The organism is Streptomyces sp. NPDC001450 (assembly GCF_053597295.1).
The window spans coordinates 96,471-115,144 of record NZ_JBSFHY010000025.1 but is presented as its reverse complement, the minus strand read 5'-3'; the positions used below and the strand labels follow the sequence as shown (position 1 = coordinate 115,144).

Here is an 18,674-nt window from a genome sequence, read left to right as displayed (position 1 = left end):
CATGCCTGTGTACGTCCTCGCTCGTGTTCAGTCGCTCTTCTGTGGCGCGTCGCGCCGCTGTTTCTGGGTCTGACGGCGATGATCCTTCTCGGCCGGCTCACCCGCGCGACCGGACCCACCCTCCGAGCCTTGTCGGTCGCCGACAGCACCACGTCCGAGTCCGGAGTCGCCGCCGTTGCCCGCAGAGCCTCTGATGGGCGAGGCGGCAGGGTTGCGCGGGGCTCCGATCACGCCTTCTGGGTTGGCCGCAGAGCGCAGCACCTCCTGTGCGGTGCCCCGTTCCGCCTTGGCGGCAGGTGCACCCACGACCCCCCGTTGGCCGACGGTCCCCCTCGGCGGCGTGGAGGAGACTGGTTCCTCGGCACCGACGACCGTACCGCGCGGCATACGCGGATTGGAGCCAGCACTCGTCGAACGACCTGTGACGGGCTTGCCACCCACAACTCCATTGCGCACGGGACCGCTGGAGCCGGTCGCTCCGGTACGCCCGGTCGGCGTGTTGACCGGCCTCGGGGTGCCGCCAGTGACACCACGGCCGAGAGGCGAGCGTCCCGCCTGCGTCGCACCCCTCATACCTGGCTGACCGGTCGGAGTCGCGCGACCTGCGGCACGGGCCGCCTGTCCCAAGGGACCCTGTGGCACTCGGCCGCTGGCAGTGGCACGCCCCGTTTGTCCCTCAGGCTCCTGCGGTACTCGGCCAGCCCCCTGCGGGACTCGGCCGCTTGAGGTACCTGACGGGCCGGTACGGCCTTGCGCGGACAGGGGCAGCCGGGGTGCTGGGCCATAGCCGGTGGAACGTCCGACGGTCGGCGCGACGGGAGGCGCCATCGGGCCAGTGGGCAACGGAGGCGTGTGCCCGCCTCCTCCGCCTGTCGTCGGAAGAGTCGGCATCGGAGTGTCGTGCGGTGCGGGCGCCGGGGGCAGGGTGCCGACCGTGTTTATTTCCGTACCGACGTCGTGACCGTGACTCGCGACGGGCTCGTGCACCTCTTTGAGGGGTCCTGCATGCCCGCCGACCTCTGTACCGCTCGGCACATTCGCCGCATGGTGCCCTGCCGTAACGTCCCCTCGGACGGCAGACGTCGGCGCCGACGACGTCCCCGAACCGTAGTGTTGATTGGTGCCCTTGTCGTATCCGGCCGACTTCGACGGCTCGGGAACTCCCACATCCGTAATGGGCTTGAGCGGCGTCGGCTCCTTCTGCTTACTCAGGTCCGTCGCCGCAACCTTGTAGTACGAGGCCAACCGGTTCATCTGGTTGATGGCCTCTTGCCGGTTCTTCTCGACCTGCTTGGCAAGGACGTAGTCCGGGTTGCTGTCGACCTGCTTGGCCTCGGGCAGCTCGGTGGGCTTCTTCTGCTCGCCGGCCGGTCGGGTATCCCTGGACGGCATGGAAACGCGGGCGTCGGCCAGACCTGTGGCCGCCACAGAGAGGTGAGTACCGGCCTGATCGGCGTAGTGAGCGAGGCCGTGAGTGTATTCGAGCAGAAGTGTTGTCCAGCCGTGGAAGGACTCGGCGCCCTGGCCCTCCCAGTCGACCTTGAGATGCTGCTCCAACTCCGTCGCGGCTTTACGGATGTCCTTACCGGCGTCGAACAGAGCCTTACTAGTCAGTTCGAGGTGCTCGGGGTTGGCATGCTCGACCAGGTCGATCATGTCGTTGAGGCGGTGGTCCTCGAAGTTCGTCGATCCGACGAGGTTGACCCGGAAACCGCCGAAGAACGGCATGTTCGCCAACACGTCCTGCGCGGTCGTGATGGGCTTGACCTCTTTGTCGACCGTCTTGTCGACCTGCTGCACATCGGACGTGTACTCAGGCTGCTTCTGCCAGTCGTCGCTCACGTGAAGTCCGCCCCCGTCGACTTGTTGTTGCTGCGTGCAGGATGCGGCGCCGCCGGCTTCTTGTGTCCGTGCCCCGCCTCCGACTTGTCAGCGGCAGCAGCCTTCTTCACTTCTTCCTGGTACTGCGCGTCGAGCTTCGCCCGGATCTGGTAGAACCGGCGCCGGACCTCGTCCTCGGTCATGTCGTACGTTGCATCGGTCGCATGCGACGCGAGCTGCAGAGCCTGGATGTGCAGACCCAGAGTCTGCGAAAGGTGGATGAGGCGCGAGTGGACGGTGCCGTACTCGGTGTGCAAGTCACCCGCCTCATCGAACGGCGCGTTCGTACCGCCGAACGACGAACGACCGAGCTGCTGCTGCGCGATCTTGGATGGACCGCCGTGTCCGTCGTCGAAGTCGGACAGCACGCCGTCGAGTTTGTTCTTGAACTCCTTCAGCGCATCGATGCCGCGCCTCATGCCCGAGCCGCTACCGCCGCTCACCGCGACCCCTTCCCCGTTTCCCCGTTCATACAGCTGTCAACAGACCAGGGCAGCGGGGACCCGCACCCCCGGATCTATCGCTGACCACTGTAGTCACTGTGTAAATCGAGGCCAACTGAACTCTGCGACAGTTCAGTTGCAGTGGTGTCCCGAAGTGACCGACTTCAGACCTCGCATGACCGACAACCGGGTCAATCAAGACAGATGCATCCCGACATCTGCGCAGAAGATTCACATCCGTCTCGCGTACCGGACGCTCCGCTACAACCACACGAGAACTTTGCAACCACAAAACCTACCCCCGAGGAAGCGATTGTTACGTTGCCGAGCGTTCGGCCGAGCCCGGGCGATGACAACGGGGAAGGGGTCCACGCATGGCGTGGGACGAGTGGGAGCAGCTCAAGACGCAGGCGGCTGAGCGGCACTCCACCAAGATGGAACTCAATTCGATTCCGGCGGATCCTGGTGGGAGCGCCAGCGGCGACAGCCCCCAGGGCGATCTGCGGGTGAGCCAGAAGGACCTCGCCGCCGTCGGCGACGCCGCCTACCAGCTTCACCAGGACTTCTCCCGCTACAGCGACCACGCCCGCCTCGCCTCCATCAAGGCGGCCGGCGGACTCAAGGACCAGGGCTTCGCGCTCGGGGCCGCGCTGGATCACGTGGCGGAGCGCTGGGTCGACCAGGTGCAGTCCCTGCTCGACGCCACGGCGCACATCTCCAACCACCTCGACTACACCAAGGGCGTGCACGCCCGCGACGAGGCCTACATCGCCGGGACGATCAGCAGCATCTCCACGCTCGACGAAGGATTCGACCAGAGGACCGGACAGCACTGATGGATCTCGACACCCTCCGGTTCGGCAACTTCTCCCAGCTCGAGGAGGCCATCACCGACTGGGAGCAGATGACCAAGCATCTGGCCGACCTCAAGCACGACGCCGAGCACAACCTCAAATCCAAGGCGGACAAGGCCAACTGGGCTGGCCTCAACGCGACGGTGACGCGGGAGTTCGTGGACAAGACCGCGGGTGAGGTAGGCGACGCGCACACGCAGGCCGACTCCATCACCAAGATCCTCAAGGACACCCGCGGCGAACTCATCGACTACCGCACTCAGCTGAAGGAGGCCATCGAGCGCGGGCAGGGGAAGAACCTCACCGTGATCGACACCGGCCACGGCACCTTCACGGTCACCGGCAACACCCGCCCCGACTGGGCCTCCGATCCCAGCGGCAACACCAGTACGACCAGTCAGAAGGACGCCGACGACCTCCGCGACGAGATCCAGCGCATCCTCAACAAGGCCACCGAGAGCGACAACAGTGCCGCAAGGGTCCTCACCCTCCTCGTCGACCAGGCCAAGTACGGCTTCTCCGACGCCCACTACGCGAACCGTGACGACGCGGCCAAGGCTGTCGAGGAAGCCGACAAGCTGGCGAAGATCCTGAAGAAGGACCCGCGCGAGGTCACCGACACCGAGCTGAACTCGCTCAACTCCGCCCTGGCCAAGTACAAGGACGACCCACTCTTCGCCGAGCGGTTCGCCACCGACGTGGGTCCGAAGCGAACCCTGGAGTTCTACGCCGGCATCACCGACGACTCCCAGTTCGCGGTGAATCCCCGCTCCCGGGAAGGCCTTTCGGCCGCCCAGAAGCAGCGCATGCACCTGATCGAAGGCCTGGAGAAGCAGCTGGGAATGACACTGGCCACGGCCAGCCACTCAGACAGCCCCAGGATGGACTCCTGGAAGAGCCAGGTCATCACCCTGGGCGGCACGGACCTCCGCTCCAACGGCGAGAACCCGGTCTACGGCTTCCAGGTCATGAGCAACCTCATGCGCAACGGGGAGTACAAGACCGACTTCCTCCACGACTACGGCGACCACCTCATCGCGTACGAGAAGTCGCATACCTCGGACGAGTACGGCGGCCTGCAACGCAGGGTCACCCGCAAGGACGTCCTTCCGTGGGACCACTCGGGAGAGTGGGAGCAACTGCATTACGGCGACGCGAACGACGCCGGCCGCGATCCCATGACCGGGCTCATGGAGGCGCTGGGACACAACTCCGAGGCGTCCACCCAGTTCTTCAACGAGGGCGACCACTTCCACTACCTCGCCGACAAGCGCGAATGGCCCGAGGACTTCGCCGGGGACCATGCTAAGACCATCGCCGGGTACAACTCACTCGGCCACGCGCTCGAGTCGGCGACGACGGGTGCTCCGTACGACGCCCATCCGCCGCAGCTGCATCGAGACCTGGACACCGCCAAGGTCGCCGAGAAGGTGATCCACCTGTACGGGCGGCCCGCCGAGGGGACGGAGGCGGAGCGGACCCAGTTCAGCGGTGCCGAGCTGATGAAGAAGCAGGACGGGATCCAGGACAGCCTCAGTCGTATCGGCTCGGCCTACATCGACGATCTGGACTGGTCCATGGACGACGACGACACGCGTTCCATCTTCGCGCAGGACGGTACGGGGCGCTTCAGCGACGAACGCGCGCACATCCACGCGTCGGACGCCCGGGGCTTCCTCGGCACTCTGGGGCAGGACCCGAAGGCGTACGCGCAGATCGGGGCCGCCCAGCAGGTGTACACGACATCGGTGCTGGACGCCCATCCGCCGATCGTCGACCACAACGGCGTGGTGCACTCGGCCGCGGCTGAGACTGCGGTACGGACCGGGGCCGAGGTCCAGGGAATCATCGACCAGTCCCGCGCCGACCAGGTGACGGCGGAGGGCCAGGCCAAGGAAGCGGAGTACAACAAGGCCGTGGACGAGCGCATCGCGCGGCAGAAGGAAATTGCCGGGGCGCTCGTCGGCGGAGCCTTCTCATTCGTCCCCGAGCCGGAAACAGGTCTGGCCTCGACCATCGTGCCCCTCGCGTCTGAGAACGTCCAGGACCAGGTGTCGAGCCACATCGAGGACAACCTGGACAAGTACGGCGAGAGTCAGCACCGTCAACTCGCTGACGTCCGGCAGGGGGACCGCAAGGCCATCTACGACGCCGGGTACACGTCCTCGTGGGAGCCAGGACGCCGGGTTCTGGAAAACCTGCACGGCAGCGGATGGAAGAGCGACGACGCCTACTACCAGATCAGGGACAACCTCAAGTCCGCACAGGCGACCGGTTACAGCGCTGGCAGCCAGGCCCAGCAGGAGGCCGGGAACCTCCCGGTCACGGAATGAAACGGATCGACGAGCTCAACATGGTGACCTTCGGACTGCCCGCTCGCCCCGCCCGGGTCGCCGCGGTCGGGCTCATCTGTGCCCTCTCTCTGGCCGGCTGCTCGAAAGACGGCGACTCCGGGCAGCCCAAAAAGGGCGCCGACGCGTCCTCGATATGTGACGGCGCCTTCGACACACAGGCGGCACGGAGTCTCGAGTCCGTCAGTGGAGCACGCAGGTTCGACGAGATCAAGCAGCCTGCCGACATGGTTACTTTCGCACGACTGCTCAAGGAGCTCGGCGCCTCGGCGGACAACTCCGATGCTCAGGTGGGCAAGTACCTCTGTCAGTTCTCAGCAGTGGGCGGAAAGCTCCACTCCCCGGTCGATGTCTCGTTCGACTGGACCTCCACCGACCAGAGCCCCAGCCCCGCCACCACGTCGTCCAGGAAGGCGACCGCCTACACCTTCGCCCGCTATACCAAGGCCACCGACAACTACGCCTGGATCACGATCCGCTGCACGCCAAAACAGGACGACACCGTCTCAGTGAAGACCAGTTATCTGACAGCGACGGTCACCACATACCCACCCGACACATCCGACCCCGCCAAGTCCAAGACGTTCCGCGAGGACAACATCCGCCTGGCCTACTCGGCCGCAGCCAAGGCCGCCCGCACGGCCGGTTGCTTCAAGGAGAGCGAACTACCGGAGATGCTTGGAGAGTTGAGGGCTCGGCCGACCGCAGCCAAGTAACTCCCACCAAGAGCATCCCGGCTCCAGCATGTGGCCGCGGGTGAGCACTTCGCCTGTGGCCACCCAGTCTGAACCGCCGATTCCGGCGTCGGTCACAGGTGCGTACTGCACTTGCGGGTAGCGCGGCGGAGGTGACGTTGGTGCGGCCGTCCTGGCGGTGACGCTGCTCGCCAGGTTGCGTGCAACGGGCCGTCCCACATGGGTGCGGGTCGCAGAGGAAGCGCCCACGGCCTCGCGGGTCTCCGGTACCTCCTCGGCTTGGCCGAGCCGGTACCGGACAGAGCGGATTTCGACAGTGTCAACTGCGGCTCGACCAGGAGACCGCGCAGACCTGTGGCCAGGTACCACATCCACCCGGCGACAGGCAGACGCCGGCAGGTGATGCGCATTGGGTTCCTCCGCCCGGCCCCCACTTCTCCGTTCAGCCCTCGCCCGCCACAAGCGCGTATCTCCTTCGAACCTTCACGCCTGACAAATCATGCACAACGGACGTGACGTAAATTTTCCATGGCCCTGGTTGCTATTTTGACCGGACACCGGGATATCGGCACAGCGCTGGCCGCCCGACGCGATCACCGACCGTCGGGCACGGGGGAAGGGGTCCACCCATGGCATGGGACGAGTGGGAGCAGCTCAAGGCACAGGCAGTCGAGGGTCAGTCGGCGCACATGCAACTGAACCAGGTCGACGGTGGCGGCGGCTACACCGCACAGCCCAGTCAGACCGGTGACCTCAAGGTCGGACACGCCGATCTGGTGAGGATCGGCGGCGCCGCACACCACCTGTACAACCAGCTGTGGGACAAGGCCCGTGTCGCCGTCCCCGGCAGTGACTCCGCGGCCGGCGACCTCTCGAAGCAGGGCTTCGCGGTCGGGTCCGGGCTCGAGCACGTGTCGAACCGCTGGGACGAGCAGCTGAAGTCCCTGATGGACGCGTGCGCCCAGATCTCCAACCACATGCAGGTCACCAAGAGCATCCACGCGAACGACGACAATTACATCCAGCGGCAGATGAGCAGCATCGACGCGCTGGACGCCGGGTTCGACGAGCGGGTGGGGGCTCCGGGCGAGAAGAACCCCGTCTACGGGGAGAAGGACCAGAGCAAGAAGAAGGAGTAGCGGCGGATGGAGACGACGACGCGCGCCATATCCGCCTGAATCCGCTACTCCTGGGAACGAAGACAACCAATGGACTTCAACGCTCTGTTCCACGCCAACTTCAAGCTGCTCGACGACGCCGTCACCGACTGGTCGACGCTCGTCAAGCACCTGGAAGAACTGAAGAAAGACGCCGAGGACGGCCTGCACAAGGCCGCGAACAAGGCCGACTGGGTCGGCGTGAACGCGCAGGTGTCCAAGGAGTTCATCGGCAAAACCGCCGGCGAGTTCACCGACGCCCACACGCAGGCCACCACGATCCACAACATCCTGAGCGACACCCGGGACGAGCTGAAGAACTATCACCGGCAGCTGACGGAGGCGGTCTCACGGGGGGAGGCGAAGAACCTCACCGTGATCGACACCGGCCACGGCGGCTTCACGGTCACCGGCAACACCCGCCCCGACTGGTCCTCCGACCCGAGCGGCAACACGAGCACGACCAACCAGAAGGACGTGGACGCCCTCCGCGACGAGATCCAGGGCATCCTCAGCAAGGCCACCGAGAGCGACAACTCGGCCAAGACGGTCCTGACGGCGCTCGTGGACCAGAGCGCTATGGGCTTCTCCGACGCCAGCTACAAGAACCGGGACGAAGCCGCGAAGGCCGTCAAGGAGGCCGACGAGCTGGCCAAGCTCGCGAAGAAGGACCCCGACGACCTGTCGGTCGCGGACTTCGACCGGCTGAACGCGGGTCTGAAGAAGTACCACGACGACCCACTGTTCTCCGAGCGCTTCGCGAAGGATCTCGGCCCGGAGAAGACGCTGTCGTTCTGGGCCAACGTCGCCGACCCGGCCGTCAGCCCCGACATCACCAGGGAGCGGCGCGAGCAGCTCGGTGAGCTGCAGAAGAACCTCAGCCTCACCCTCGCCACCGCCAGCCAGAGCGACACTGCCGACATGACCGAGTGGAAGCGGCAGATGATCGACCTCGGGGACCAGCCCGTCAACGGCAAGCGCGGCAACATCCTCGGGTTCCAGGTCATGAGCAACCTCATGCGCGCCGGCGACTACGACGACGACTTCATGACGCAGTACGGCAAGAGCCTCATGGAGACCGAGCGGAAGTTCACGGACGACGGCAAGCACACCGCGTGGCAGCGGCTCGGTTTCGACCCGTACCTCAACCACATGTCGGGCGACTCCGGTTGGGACCCCATGTCGGGTTACCTCAAGGGACTGTCCAACAGTCCCGATGCGGCGACCGAGTTCTTCAACGATGACTTCATCCCGAAGGACGGGGACCACAAGAGCGCCGTCTCCAACTTCAAGTACCTCTTCGAGGACCGGCACTGGCCGCACGAGAGCAACAGCGATCTCAGCCAGGGCGAGAGCATCGACGGCCGCAACAATCTCGCCGCGGCCCTGGAGGCGGCCACCACCGGGCATCCCGCCGGAGAGCTGCCCACGGTGGACACCCCCGCTCACAACCCGGGGCAGACCAAGCTGTTCGAGAGCATCGTGTCCTCGATCTCGGACGACAACGAGCGCCTCACGAACCACAGTTTCATGTCGGACAGCATGGGTCAGATCGCCTCCGAGTACCTGCCCGACATCGACCGTGCGACAACCGACGTGGATCAGCATCCGGACAAGGGCGACGAGGACGGCCAGGCGGCCTGGGACCGCGCCCGGAAGCTCTATCCCGTCGACGGCTCGGCGGCCGATCTGGACCACCGCGAGGTCTCCCGATTCCTCTTCGCCGTCGGTCAGGATCCCGACGGCTATGCAGCCGTCGAAGTGGGCCAGAAGCGGTACATGGGCAAGCTGATGGAATACCACCTGAACCCGGATCTGCCGGCGAGCGAGCGGCCGAATGACGACATGGAACTCACCATTCGGGACATCGCGCGCCACTCGGGCCAGGTTTCGGGAACCCTGGCCATGGGCCGGAACGAAGCGGTCGCGGGCCCTGCCGACCTCAAGGACAAGGAATTCGACCACTCGGTTTCCCAGTGGAAGAACGTCCTGTCCGGAGGCATCGGCACCGGCGTGGGTGTCGGTACGTCCTTCATCGCGTCCCCTGCGGTCGGTGCCGGAGTGGGTGGCGCTGCCGGAACCGCGACCAGCGTGATTCTGGAAGAGCTGTTCAAGGACGCCGAAGGCAGCGCCAAGGACGACGCCGGTGCCAAGATGGGCGAGAACTGGCAGAACGGCTCCGTGAACAACCAGAAATACACCCGAAGGGCCGCTTTCGAGGCAGCCCAGGCCTACCATCTCGCCCACCATGGCGATATAGCCACGTGGGCGGAGGAATCCTCCTCCCAGGGATTCATGGAGGGCGGCACCTACATGGACCGAGTCGGACCCGAACTCGTCACGGACATCTGACAACTGGATCATCCGGACAAGGAAGCTTGATATTTGATGTCTCGGCAAGTCGTGGAAGCGACAGTGATGCTGGCGGTGTTCGGCATGCTCGTCGGCTGCTCGGGATCCGATGAGAAGAAGGCCTACAACGTGCCCACAGAGTTGTGCGGCGTCTCGGTCGACCCGGACCTGATCTCCCCCTTTCTTCCCTCGGGCGAGGAGGTCGGGGTTCGGGGTACGCATCCGGTACCCAGCCGGCAACTCTGCCAGGTGGACGTCGGCGGCAAGTGGGCACTGATGGCAAATCAGGAGTGGTGGGCGCAGGACGTGTCCATCGCCACGGTGGCCTCCGGCAATCCTCAGCTGGGTTCGGCCGAGACGTCTGCCAGCGGCGGCTTCCTCTACAGCGGGACCGGCGCCGTGGCGCGCGTCAAGGACTGCCACAGCCCTGATCACTCCAAGCAGGTGCTGTACACGTCGTTGCGGGTCCGGGCCTCGGACCTCGGGGATGCGGCTGCCATGAAGAAGCTGGCCACTGCGTACACGAAGGCTGTGGAGAACGCCGATGAGTGTTCGTAAGACTGCTCTGGCCGTCAGTGCCTCCCTCGCTCTGCTGAGCGGGTGCGGCGGCGGAACAGGAGAGGCAGCCGCTCTCGACGCGAAGCAGGCTGAAGGAGTGCTCCCGGATGCCAAGTCCCTCCCCGGCTGGGAGGTCTCGTTGGAGCCGGTCGGCTATTCCTTGAAGAAGGCGCTGTCGATGGGCCTGGCCCGTTGTTACGGGGAGGCGCCGGATTCCTGTGCGCGTGTTCGCTTCACCGGAGTATCGGCCTTTCGCAAGGAGGGAAGGCCTGACATTTCCTTCATGATCCAGACGTACCAGGACTCGGATACCGCGAAGTCCGCGTACCCAGCCGTCTGGAATGCGTGGAAGGGGCGAGTCCCCTCACCGCGGGCCGTGAACCCCGGCAAGCTCGGTGAGCAGCGTGATGCCGTGGCCGGTTTGAGTGCCTCGATGGCGAAGGGTTCGAAGGGCCGACTGGTTCAGGTCCGGGTCGGTAGCGTCATCATGCTGAGCTTTGCCGAAGCCGGGTCCCGCGTCGACGCGGCGGATTCGCTCCTGACCGAGTTCGCCAATGTCTTCGCGCAGCGGGCTGAACAGGTTCTGGACGGCAAGAAGCCGTCGGCAGTGTTGACGGGCACCTGAGGTCCGTTCAGCACTCCCCCGCCCGGCTGGTCACAGCGAACACGAACTTCGGCACCGTGACCGTCCTCCCGGCGATCCCCGGCTCCTCGCGGTCACTGTCCTTGTCCCGCCTGCGCTCGACTTGCATGCAGAAGGCCGAATCCGCTCCGTCGGCCGTTATCAGGTAATAGGCCTCGTTCGACTTGGAACCGCTGAGGGCGGCGTCCACACCGAACTCCGGGGCGTCGCCGCCACCGTGCTCGGTGATTTCGTCCTCGATCTTCATGGCGTATTCGCCTTCGAAGTCGGCAGGCATGTCCTCCTCGTGGGGGCCGCCGTAGGTGAAGCCACCGTCCAGGGCGTCCGTGGCACCCCGTACCGCGCTGGTCAGTTCGTCGCTGCTCCACTTCGCGTCGTCGGCGACGGCCAGGGTCTGGAAACCTACGAAGACCCCGGCCGCGGCCATCCCCAGCAGCAGGACGCGGGCGACCGCGAAAGCGGAATCCGGGATGTCGGGGGTCGAGGAGTTGAGTGCCCCCCGCCAGGCACGTACGCGGTCGGCCCTGACGCAAGCCATCAGCGCCAGCAGGGCGGACCCGACGAAGATCAGCACCGACATCGAGGTCACGCCATCCCCTCCAGCCCCCGACGCCTCCTCCGCGCGTCCCGCAACGCCACCGCTCCCCCACCCAGCCCCGCCACCAACACCGCCACGCCGACCGCGACATACGTGGCCAGGCGGGCGTTGTACTCTGCCGGGGTCTCGCCCAGGGTGAGTTTCGCGGGGGTGGGTGCCTCCGCATGGGTGAGGCCTGTGTCGGGGTGGGGGGACTCGATCGGGTGGTCGTCCTCCGTGAGGGCGCGGACCGGGTCGACAACGCCCCAGCCGACCAGGCGGTCGTGGCCGGCGATGGAGCGTTCCGCCGTCTGCTCGATCTGGGCCACGACCTCGCGGGCCGTCCAGGTCGGGTGCTTGGCCTTGATCAGCGCCGCAACGCCGGCCACGTAGGGCGCGGAGAAGCTCGTGCCGTTGTCCGGGCAGTGGCCGCCCTTGGGGACCGTGGAGATCATGTCGACGCCGGGGGCGGCGACGCCGACGAAGTCGCCGGACTGGGAGAACGCCGCGCGTTCGTTGTTACGGTCCGAGGCCGCGACGGCGAGGACCCCGTCGAACGACGCCGGGTACGTCTTCTTGACGTTGCCGCCGACGCCGTCGTTGCCCGCGGAGGCGACGACCACGATCTGGGCGGCGAGGGCCTCGTTGATCGCCCGGCGCAGGTCCTCGTCCGGCTTGACCGCATTCGTTGTGTCCTGGGAGATGTTGATGACCTGGACTTTGACCTTGATCGCGTGCCGGATCGCCGCGGCCAGGGTGGCGGACGTTCCGTGGCCCTCCGCGTCGTTCTGTTTGATCGGGACGATCGTGGCCTTGGGGGCGAGGCCGACGAAGCCCGTGCCTTTCATCGGGCGGGCGGCGATGATGCCCGCCACCCGGGTGCCGTGGCCCACCGTGTCCGTCGTGGGCTTGGACTTGGCGCCTTCGACCGGCTGTCCCTTGCTGTCCTTCGGGGGCAGCAGGTTTTCGCCCAGGGAGCTGTCCACCGCCCCGGTGAGCTGCGGGTTGGTCGTGTCGACGCCCGTGTCGATCACGGCCACCTTGACATTCTGGCCCTTCGACTGGCTCCACAGCTCGTCCAGCATGACCCGCTGCAGGGCCCAGGGCGTCCCGGCGTACTTGTGGTTCGTCTTGGAGAACGTGCACTGGTCGGAGCCGGAGTCGTCGGCAGCCGCCACCGGTGCCGTCAGCAGGGTGCCAGCGGCGGCGGCCGTGGCCAGGGCCGCCGCCAGGGTCGTACGGATGCGGTGGGTGGACGTCATCGGCTTGCCCCTCACGAACCCTGCGGCTGGCGTGCCGCTGCCGTCGACAGGCGCGGGCCCGTCGGCAGGAACTTCGACCAGGCCGCGGGAACCGGCGCGGGATCCACGCCGCCGTACCCGAGGTGGGTCTGGGCCAGCTTGGCTTCCTGCTGGAGTTGCTGGCGCTGCTTGGCCGTGGTGCCGATGCCCGCGTCGTCCGTGGCGCTGTCGTCGTTGGACTGCAGGGCGTAGCGCAGGCCGGTGTCGGTGACCAGGAAGACCGGGCCCGCCTTGGTCTCCGTGCCCTGGAACTGACGGTAGAGCTGGCCGGAGCCCGCGGTGACGTACGCGCTGGAGGAGCCGGTGGGCAGGACCGCCGGGAAGTCGGTGCCCGCCCAGGTGCTCAGCGTCGTGCTGCCGTCCTTGGCGTTGACGTCGCGCAGGACGTTGCAGACGGTGTTGCGGCTGCCGCTCGCGGTGGAGGCCTCGTTGACCGCACTGGGCGCCTCGGTGGGCCACTTGTGCTCGGCTCCGAACGGCTGCCCCTGCTCGAAGGCGCCGGAGCTGACCTCCTGGGCGTGCCCGGCCTGGCCGAGCTTCACGAGGTCCTTGCTGGCCAGGAGTAGCTGGGCGACGAAATCGGAGATCGGAGCGACCTGGCCCTGCAGGACGACGAAGTACTTCTCCTTGCCGTTGACCGGGGCCCTGAGCACCATGCCGACGCGGTTGGCCTGGCTGTCCAGTTGGCCGGAGACGCCCGCGGCCGCGCCCGGCGTGCCGGTGATCGAGGGAAAGCTGATCGGGTCGCCCGGGTGCAGGGTGTCAATCCACTGCCGGGTCACGTGCTGGGGGACGCGGTTGGCGCCCACGAGGGTCTGCAGGAGCAGGCTGTCCGTGCTGTCAACCTTGTACGCCCAGCCCTGCGCGTCGACGACGTATCGGGTCTTCTCGGGCGTGACGACGTAGAGCAGTTCACCGCCGTGCAGCTTCTGCTTGGCGCCCTCGGTCCGGTCCTGGTCGCGCTTGGCCAGGACGAACGCGGCCTTCTGGATGGAGTCGCCGCTGCCGCTGGGGCGTTCGCAGACGGCCCAGCGCTTGCCGGCGCCCGCCTCCGTGTCGGACGGCAGCCGGTCGGGCGCATAGGGGATGCCGATCGTGACGCCGTGCGGGATCTTGCCGCTGTCGAGGATCGACTCGTCGACGGTGACGACGTCGACGCCGTTCTCGGTGTCGAGGACGAGCTTGGCGGACGCCATGTTGAGCACCGGGTGGAGCTGAACCTTGCCCTTGGTCTTCAGCACCACGTACCGCGTGGTCGACTTGCTGGCGATGATCACCTTCTGCCCGGGTGCGTCCCAGCCCTGCGGGGCCGTCGGCTTGAACATGCCCCAGGCCCCGAAGGCCGCCAGGACGACCACGCCGACGATCGCGCTGGGCAGCACTGCGCGCAGCGGCCGTGGCGCGCCCTCGTCCGAGGCGTCCGGGGACGACTGGACGAACGACGCGAGCATGCGGCGCTTCGCGAAGGTGTAGGCGTTGAGTTGGTCCCGCCGAGATGCCATCTGTGCCCGTTTCTCCCCGTGTCTCACGCAGAGTGCGCCCGGGGAACACGCTCCCCCGCCCTCCGTTGTCGGACCCGGCCCCTACTATGCCTGGTACGGGGCGAGTCCTGTGGAGCGGGTAGGGTACCTGGGCCCTCCAGGGTCTTGTGCAGGCGCCTGGTTCCAGCGAGTTGTGAGCAAATCGGGGGGATGGAGTGATGGCTTCCGGAACGCGGGCGCGATCGCGCGGCCGGTCGGCGACACGAGGCCGGACGAATGCGTCGGCCCCGGCGGCGAGTGGGGCGTCCGCTCAGCGCGGTGCGCCGCAGCAGTCGGTGACGCTCGGCCTCAGGCCCCGACCGGGTCAGCCCGGTTCGTTCCGGTTGCAACGGCTCGTGCTGGTGGAAATCGCGGCCGCCGTCCTGCTGGCCGGCTGGGTCGTCGGTTCGCTGGCGCTGGTACCGGCCGCGGTCGTCGCCGTGGCTCTGCTCCTGGTGGCCTTCGTCCGGCGCCGGGGCCGTTGGCTCCCGGAGTGGCTCGGTACCGCACGGGAGTTGAAGGCCCGTCGACGCCGGGCGGCGAACACCTTGATACCGCCGGGTACGGAACCGGCCCTGGTCCCCGCCCTGGAGTGCGAGCCCGCGCTGCGGACGTACTCCTACGGGGCGCGTGACCGGCGGCCGGTCGGCATCGTCGGGGACGGGACGTTCGTCACCGCCGTGTTGCAGGTGGAGGCCGACGCGACCGCGCTGCGGGCCGAGCGGAGCCGGCAGCCGCTGCCGCTGGGGCTGGTGCGGGACGCGCTCGAGGTGGACGGGATCCGGCTGGAGTCGGCGCAGATCGTGCTGCACACGCAGCCGGCGCCCGCGCTGCATCTGCCCCAGCAGTCCGTGGCCGTCGCCAACTACCTGCCGCTGCAGGAGCAGACGGGTGCCCCGGCGGTGCGCATCACCTGGATCGCGCTGAAACTCGACCCCGAGCTGTGCGCGGAGGCGGTGGCCGCGCGCGGGGGCGAGCTGCTGGGGGCGCAGAAGTGCGTCGTGCGGGCGGCCGACCACCTCGCGAGCCGGCTGACCGGCGCCGGGTTCCGGGCCCGGGCGCTCGACGAGGAGGAGCTGATCGCCGCGCTCGCCACCTCAGCCTGTGCCAACCCGCTGGTCACCGCCGAGGCGGGGCGCAGCGAGGCCCGGGAGCGGCGCACGGAGGAGTCCGGGCGCAGCTGGCGCTGCGACAACCGGCGGCATACGACGTACTGGGTCAGGCGATGGCCCCAACTGGGCGGTGGCCGGGGCGAGTCGCTGCCCCAGTTCGTCGCCCGAGTGACGGCCGTACCGGCGCTGGCCACCACCTTCAGCCTCACGCTCACGCGCGGTGAGCGGCAGGAGGTGTCGCTGTGCGGGCATCTGCGGGTGACCGGGCGCAGTGACGACGAACTCGTGGCCGCGCGGCGCGCCTTGGAGGGCGCCGCGCGGCAGGCCGGGGCGGGGCTCGCCCGGCTCGATCGTGAGCAGCTGCCGGGCATGCTGGCCACGCTGCCCCTTGGAGGTGCGCGGTGACGACCTTTCCGACTTCGACGGCGACGCCCGCGGCTCCGAATGCCGCGGGGCCGTCGGTGGCTTCCGGGCTGCAGGCGGTGGGTGAGCGGCTGCGGCACGGGCTCGGGCTGATCGGGCCCCGGCACGGCCGACACGGACTGCCCGTACAGCAACTGGACGCGCTCGCCCTGCCCATCGGGGACGACGGGGTGGTCGCCGGTGTGGATGCCGAGGGGCAGCCGGCCGTGCTGGGCATCAACCGGCCCACGCCGTACGACGTCGTGCTGATCGGCGGCCTGTGGACGGCCCAGGTGCTGGCGCTGCGTACGGCGGCCACGGGGGCGCGGGTCGCCGTGGAGACCGGTCGGCCGCAGGCCTGGATACAGATGGTGCATGCCATGGGCGGCGGGCAGAACGGCCTCGCCGTCTACGAGGTGGGGCGGGTGCCCCCGCAGGGTGCGTCGGCCGGTACGCCGGTGCTGGTGGTGCGGGACTGCGGGATGCGGCCGCCGCGCGGGCGTACGGTGTCGGGACCCTGGCAGTCCGTGCTGACCCTGCTGCCGTATCTCAGTCCGGTCGCTCCGCGGCTGCTGCGGCAGGCTCGGCTCGCCGGTATCCAGCGGGTGTCGCCGGACGAGGCCGCGGAGCTGGGGCGCACCATGGGGCTGCCCCGGACCGAGGTGGAGTCGCTACCCGCGCTGCCCGACGGTGTGACGCTCTGGTGCAGCGACCGTGACCGGCAGTATGTGATGACCCAACCCACCGACGCCGAGATCGGATTGTTGGGTACACCGCGCCGGATGGACTGAATTGGTCTTTCTCGTCTCATTTGTTCAATACTTACTCGTTGCTTGTACACGATTTGTTCGTGATTTGTCGGCGACTTGTGCCACTGGGCGGGAGCCGAGAGGTGGGCGGGCCTGCCGAGGCGTGCCTCGTGGTGATTAGGCTGGGAGCGGGCGCGATGCCAGACCCGTGGACCAGGCGTCGTCGCCTCAGGGGGGAGAGCCGGTGGATCGGACTGCCTCGAACGACTACGGACGACGTGAACGACACGACATGGTCGCCCCGGCACGGCACAAGGGTGTTCGACCACACCAGGAGGAACTGTGAACAGCGATCGGGACGGGATCCGCGGGGGCTGGGACACACCCGACGACGACCAGACCGACGCGGAGTCCGGCATCGAGATGACGGGCGAGTTCACGATCGACTACGCGCCGCCCGCCTGGTACACGCAGAACGCGTCGGGTGGCGCGTCCGGTGCGCCCGCTCCGGCTCCGGTGCCGCCCCCGGCGGCCACTCCCGCCGTGCCTCCGCCGCCGGTCGGCCAGCCCTTCGGGGTTCCGGACGTGCCGCCCGGGAGCGGCTTCCAGCCGGCCTGGTCGACGGGGCCCGCCCCTGCCGCCCCGCCTGCGGCACCGGCCACGCCTGTCGCTCCGCCCGAGGCCCCGGCCACCCCTGTCGTCGCGCCCTTGGTGCCGACCGAGGGTGACAGCGGAGACCTCGTCAGCGGCGCGACCATGCGGATCTCCTCCTCCGCGCTGAAGCGGGAGATCGCGGAGCGGTCGGCCGCGGCGGCCGCTGCCGACCAGGCCGTTGCGAACGCCGAGACCGGCAGTCAGGCGCACGGCAGCGAGCCCTCCGCCGAACAGCCGGTCGGTGCGCCCGAGTCGGCGGCCGGCGGGGACGGTGACGGCGGTCCGGAGACGGACGCGGACCCGGACACGGGTGCGGGGGACAAGTCCTCAGCTGCGGCCACGGCGCACGACGGCGAGGCGCAGGACGGCGGCGAGGCCGCGTCCGAGGGAACGGAGCCGGACGCCCACGAGGACGCCGCGAACGCCGACCTCCCGGACACCGGCGACGAGTCCGTGCCCGTCAGCGAGCACGAGCACGAGCGTGGTGAAGGCGCCGCGGCCGGCGCGGACGCCACGCAGGCCGACGGCGCGTCCCCGGCCGCCTCCGCACCGAGCGCGCAGACACCGGGTGCTGCCCCGGAGAACAGCGACGCCCAGAGGGAAGAGGCTCCCGGCGCGAGCACGGACGCGCAGGGCGACCGCCCCGCCGCCGTGAGCGCCGAAGCAGCAGGGGGCACCGCATCTCCCGCCGCAGGCCCCGAGGCCGCACCGGACGCCGGATCCGCCCCCGCAGGCCCCGAAGCCGCACCGGGAGCCCAGCCCGGCTGGGCTCCCCCGCCGGCGCCGCAGGGCAACGTGCCCCCGCTGCCGCCCTCCTACCAGCCCGCCGCCCCGGCCCCGGCCGCGCAGTGGCCCGCGCAGCCTCAGCCGGCCGACCCGTCCATGCCGCAGCCGAACGCCGCCCAGGCGCAGCCCAACGCCGCTCCGACGCACCCGGCCGTGCCGCCCCAGCAGCCGCCGTTCCAGCCGCAGGCACCGCAGTCCGCGCCCGCCGCCTGGAACCAGCCCGGCATGCCCACTCCGCCGGCTCCGGTGTCCGCGCAGCCCGCACCGCAGCCCGGCCAGCCCTACACCCCGGGCGCGCCCGGAGTCCCCGCCCCCGCGGCCGAGCAGCCGGCGGCACCCGCACCGGCACCGCAGCCGACCCCGCCGGGCGGTTACGGCTTCCCCCAGCCTCCGGCGCCGCAGCCGACCCCGAACGGACCCAACCCGCAGTCCGGCTACGGCTTCCCGCAGCCCGGCACCCCCATCCCGCCGGCCCAGCCCGGTGGCTACGGCTTCCCCCAGCCCGGACAGCAGCCCCAGCCCCCGCAGAACCCCGACTCCGCTCAAGGCTCCCCGCAGCCCGGCACCCCGACCCCGCCGGCCCAGCCCGGTGGCTACGGCTTCCCCCAGCCGGGACAGCAGCCGACCCCCGGCGGACCC

The 18,674-nt window shown here is 68.5% G+C and carries 15 protein-coding genes; 10 read left to right on the top strand and 5 right to left on the bottom strand.

Translation table 11 applies throughout. From position 1 onward, the window contains the following. Nucleotides 1-27: 27 nt before the first annotated feature. The gene (locus ACWC5O_RS26355; protein ID WP_450589529.1) at nt 28-1,842 is read right to left on the bottom strand and encodes a hypothetical protein; all 1,815 of its coding nucleotides are present in this window, start codon (nt 1,840-1,842) and stop codon (nt 28-30) included. Beyond that, nucleotides 1,839-2,324 carry a hypothetical protein gene (locus ACWC5O_RS26350; RefSeq protein ID WP_450589528.1) on the bottom strand — a complete coding sequence of 162 codons (486 nt, stop codon included), beginning with the start codon at nt 2,322-2,324 and terminating at the stop codon, nt 1,839-1,841. Before ACWC5O_RS26350 ends, ACWC5O_RS26355 begins: the two co-directional genes overlap by 4 nt. A gap of 374 nt (nt 2,325-2,698) precedes the next feature. Between ACWC5O_RS26350 and ACWC5O_RS26345 the strand changes: the two genes are divergently transcribed. From ACWC5O_RS26345 to ACWC5O_RS26315, 7 genes are all read left to right on the top strand, one after another. Next, nucleotides 2,699-3,160 carry a hypothetical protein gene (locus tag ACWC5O_RS26345; RefSeq protein ID WP_450589527.1) on the top strand — a complete coding sequence of 154 codons (462 nt, stop codon included), beginning with the start codon at nt 2,699-2,701 and terminating at the stop codon, nt 3,158-3,160. Then, nucleotides 3,160-5,511: a hypothetical protein gene (locus ACWC5O_RS26340; RefSeq protein WP_450589526.1), complete on the top strand. Its 2,352-nt coding sequence runs from the start codon at nt 3,160-3,162 to the stop codon at nt 5,509-5,511. Before ACWC5O_RS26345 ends, ACWC5O_RS26340 begins: the two co-directional genes overlap by 1 nt. After that, nucleotides 5,508-6,245, top strand: a complete 738-nt coding sequence (locus tag ACWC5O_RS26335; RefSeq protein ID WP_450589525.1) for a hypothetical protein — start codon at nt 5,508-5,510, stop codon at nt 6,243-6,245. The genes ACWC5O_RS26340 and ACWC5O_RS26335 overlap by 4 nt, the downstream gene beginning before the upstream one ends. Nucleotides 6,246-6,853: 608 nt before the next feature. Beyond that, entirely contained in the window at nt 6,854-7,363 is a 510-nt protein-coding gene (locus ACWC5O_RS26330; protein WP_450589524.1) for a hypothetical protein, read from the top strand. A gap of 69 nt (nt 7,364-7,432) precedes the next feature. Then, on the top strand, nt 7,433-9,733 hold the full coding sequence (locus tag ACWC5O_RS26325) for a hypothetical protein (RefSeq protein WP_450589523.1): 2,301 nt from the start codon (nt 7,433-7,435) through the stop codon (nt 9,731-9,733). A gap of 63 nt (nt 9,734-9,796) precedes the next feature. After that, a complete protein-coding gene (locus ACWC5O_RS26320) occupies nt 9,797-10,291 on the top strand; it encodes a hypothetical protein (protein WP_450589522.1) in 495 nt (164 codons plus the stop codon). Beyond that, complete coding sequence (locus ACWC5O_RS26315) at nt 10,278-10,916, top strand: hypothetical protein (RefSeq protein ID WP_450589521.1); 639 nt, start codon at nt 10,278-10,280, stop codon at nt 10,914-10,916. Before ACWC5O_RS26320 ends, ACWC5O_RS26315 begins: the two co-directional genes overlap by 14 nt. Nucleotides 10,917-10,923: 7 nt before the next feature. Here the strand turns inward: ACWC5O_RS26315 and ACWC5O_RS26310 are convergent, their stop codons facing one another. From ACWC5O_RS26310 to eccB, 3 genes are read right to left on the bottom strand one after another with little or no spacing between them, the layout of a single operon-like run. Next, entirely contained in the window at nt 10,924-11,514 is a 591-nt protein-coding gene (locus ACWC5O_RS26310; protein ID WP_450589548.1) for a hypothetical protein, read from the bottom strand. Between the two features lie 5 nt (nt 11,515-11,519). Next, a complete protein-coding gene (gene mycP / locus ACWC5O_RS26305; protein ID WP_450589520.1) occupies nt 11,520-12,773 on the bottom strand; it encodes a type VII secretion-associated serine protease mycosin in 1,254 nt (417 codons plus the stop codon). A gap of 11 nt (nt 12,774-12,784) precedes the next feature. Then, nucleotides 12,785-14,314, bottom strand: a complete 1,530-nt coding sequence (eccB, locus tag ACWC5O_RS26300) for a type VII secretion protein EccB (RefSeq protein WP_450589519.1) — start codon at nt 14,312-14,314, stop codon at nt 12,785-12,787. Nucleotides 14,315-14,511: 197 nt separating this feature from the next. Between eccB and eccE the strand changes: the two genes are divergently transcribed. The 3 genes from eccE to ACWC5O_RS26285 form a co-directional block, all read left to right on the top strand. Continuing rightward, nucleotides 14,512-15,849 (top strand): type VII secretion protein EccE, encoded by a 1,338-nt coding sequence (eccE, locus tag ACWC5O_RS26295; RefSeq protein ID WP_450589518.1) that lies wholly within the window; start codon nt 14,512-14,514, stop codon nt 15,847-15,849. A 56-nt stretch (nt 15,850-15,905) separates the two neighbouring features. Beyond that, nucleotides 15,906-16,637 carry a hypothetical protein gene (locus ACWC5O_RS26290; protein ID WP_450589517.1) on the top strand — a complete coding sequence of 244 codons (732 nt, stop codon included), beginning with the start codon at nt 15,906-15,908 and terminating at the stop codon, nt 16,635-16,637. Nucleotides 16,638-16,937: 300 nt separating this feature from the next. Next, a partial coding sequence (locus tag ACWC5O_RS26285) for an SCO5717 family growth-regulating ATPase (RefSeq protein WP_450781083.1) occupies nt 16,938-18,674 on the top strand: 1,737 nt, incomplete at its 3' end.

Bases quoted from the DNA above. Each gene is read 5' to 3' on its own strand.
- ACWC5O_RS26345 (WP_450589527.1), top strand. From the start codon at position 2,699: ATGGCGTGGGACGAGTGGGAGCAGCTCAAGACGCAGGCGGCTGAGCGG.
- ACWC5O_RS26310 (WP_450589548.1), bottom strand. From the start codon at position 11,514: ATGTCGGTGCTGATCTTCGTCGGGTCCGCCCTGCTGGCGCTGATGGCT.
- ACWC5O_RS26315 (WP_450589521.1), top strand. From the start codon at position 10,278: ATGAGTGTTCGTAAGACTGCTCTGGCCGTCAGTGCCTCCCTCGCTCTG.
- ACWC5O_RS26325 (WP_450589523.1), top strand. From the start codon at position 7,433: ATGGACTTCAACGCTCTGTTCCACGCCAACTTCAAGCTGCTCGACGAC.
- ACWC5O_RS26340 (WP_450589526.1), top strand. From the start codon at position 3,160: ATGGATCTCGACACCCTCCGGTTCGGCAACTTCTCCCAGCTCGAGGAG.
- eccE (WP_450589518.1), top strand. From the start codon at position 14,512: ATGGCTTCCGGAACGCGGGCGCGATCGCGCGGCCGGTCGGCGACACGA.
- mycP (WP_450589520.1), bottom strand. From the start codon at position 12,773: ATGACGTCCACCCACCGCATCCGTACGACCCTGGCGGCGGCCCTGGCC.
- ACWC5O_RS26335 (WP_450589525.1), top strand. From the start codon at position 5,508: ATGAAACGGATCGACGAGCTCAACATGGTGACCTTCGGACTGCCCGCT.
- eccB (WP_450589519.1), bottom strand. From the start codon at position 14,314: ATGGCATCTCGGCGGGACCAACTCAACGCCTACACCTTCGCGAAGCGC.
- ACWC5O_RS26330 (WP_450589524.1), top strand. From the start codon at position 6,854: ATGGCATGGGACGAGTGGGAGCAGCTCAAGGCACAGGCAGTCGAGGGT.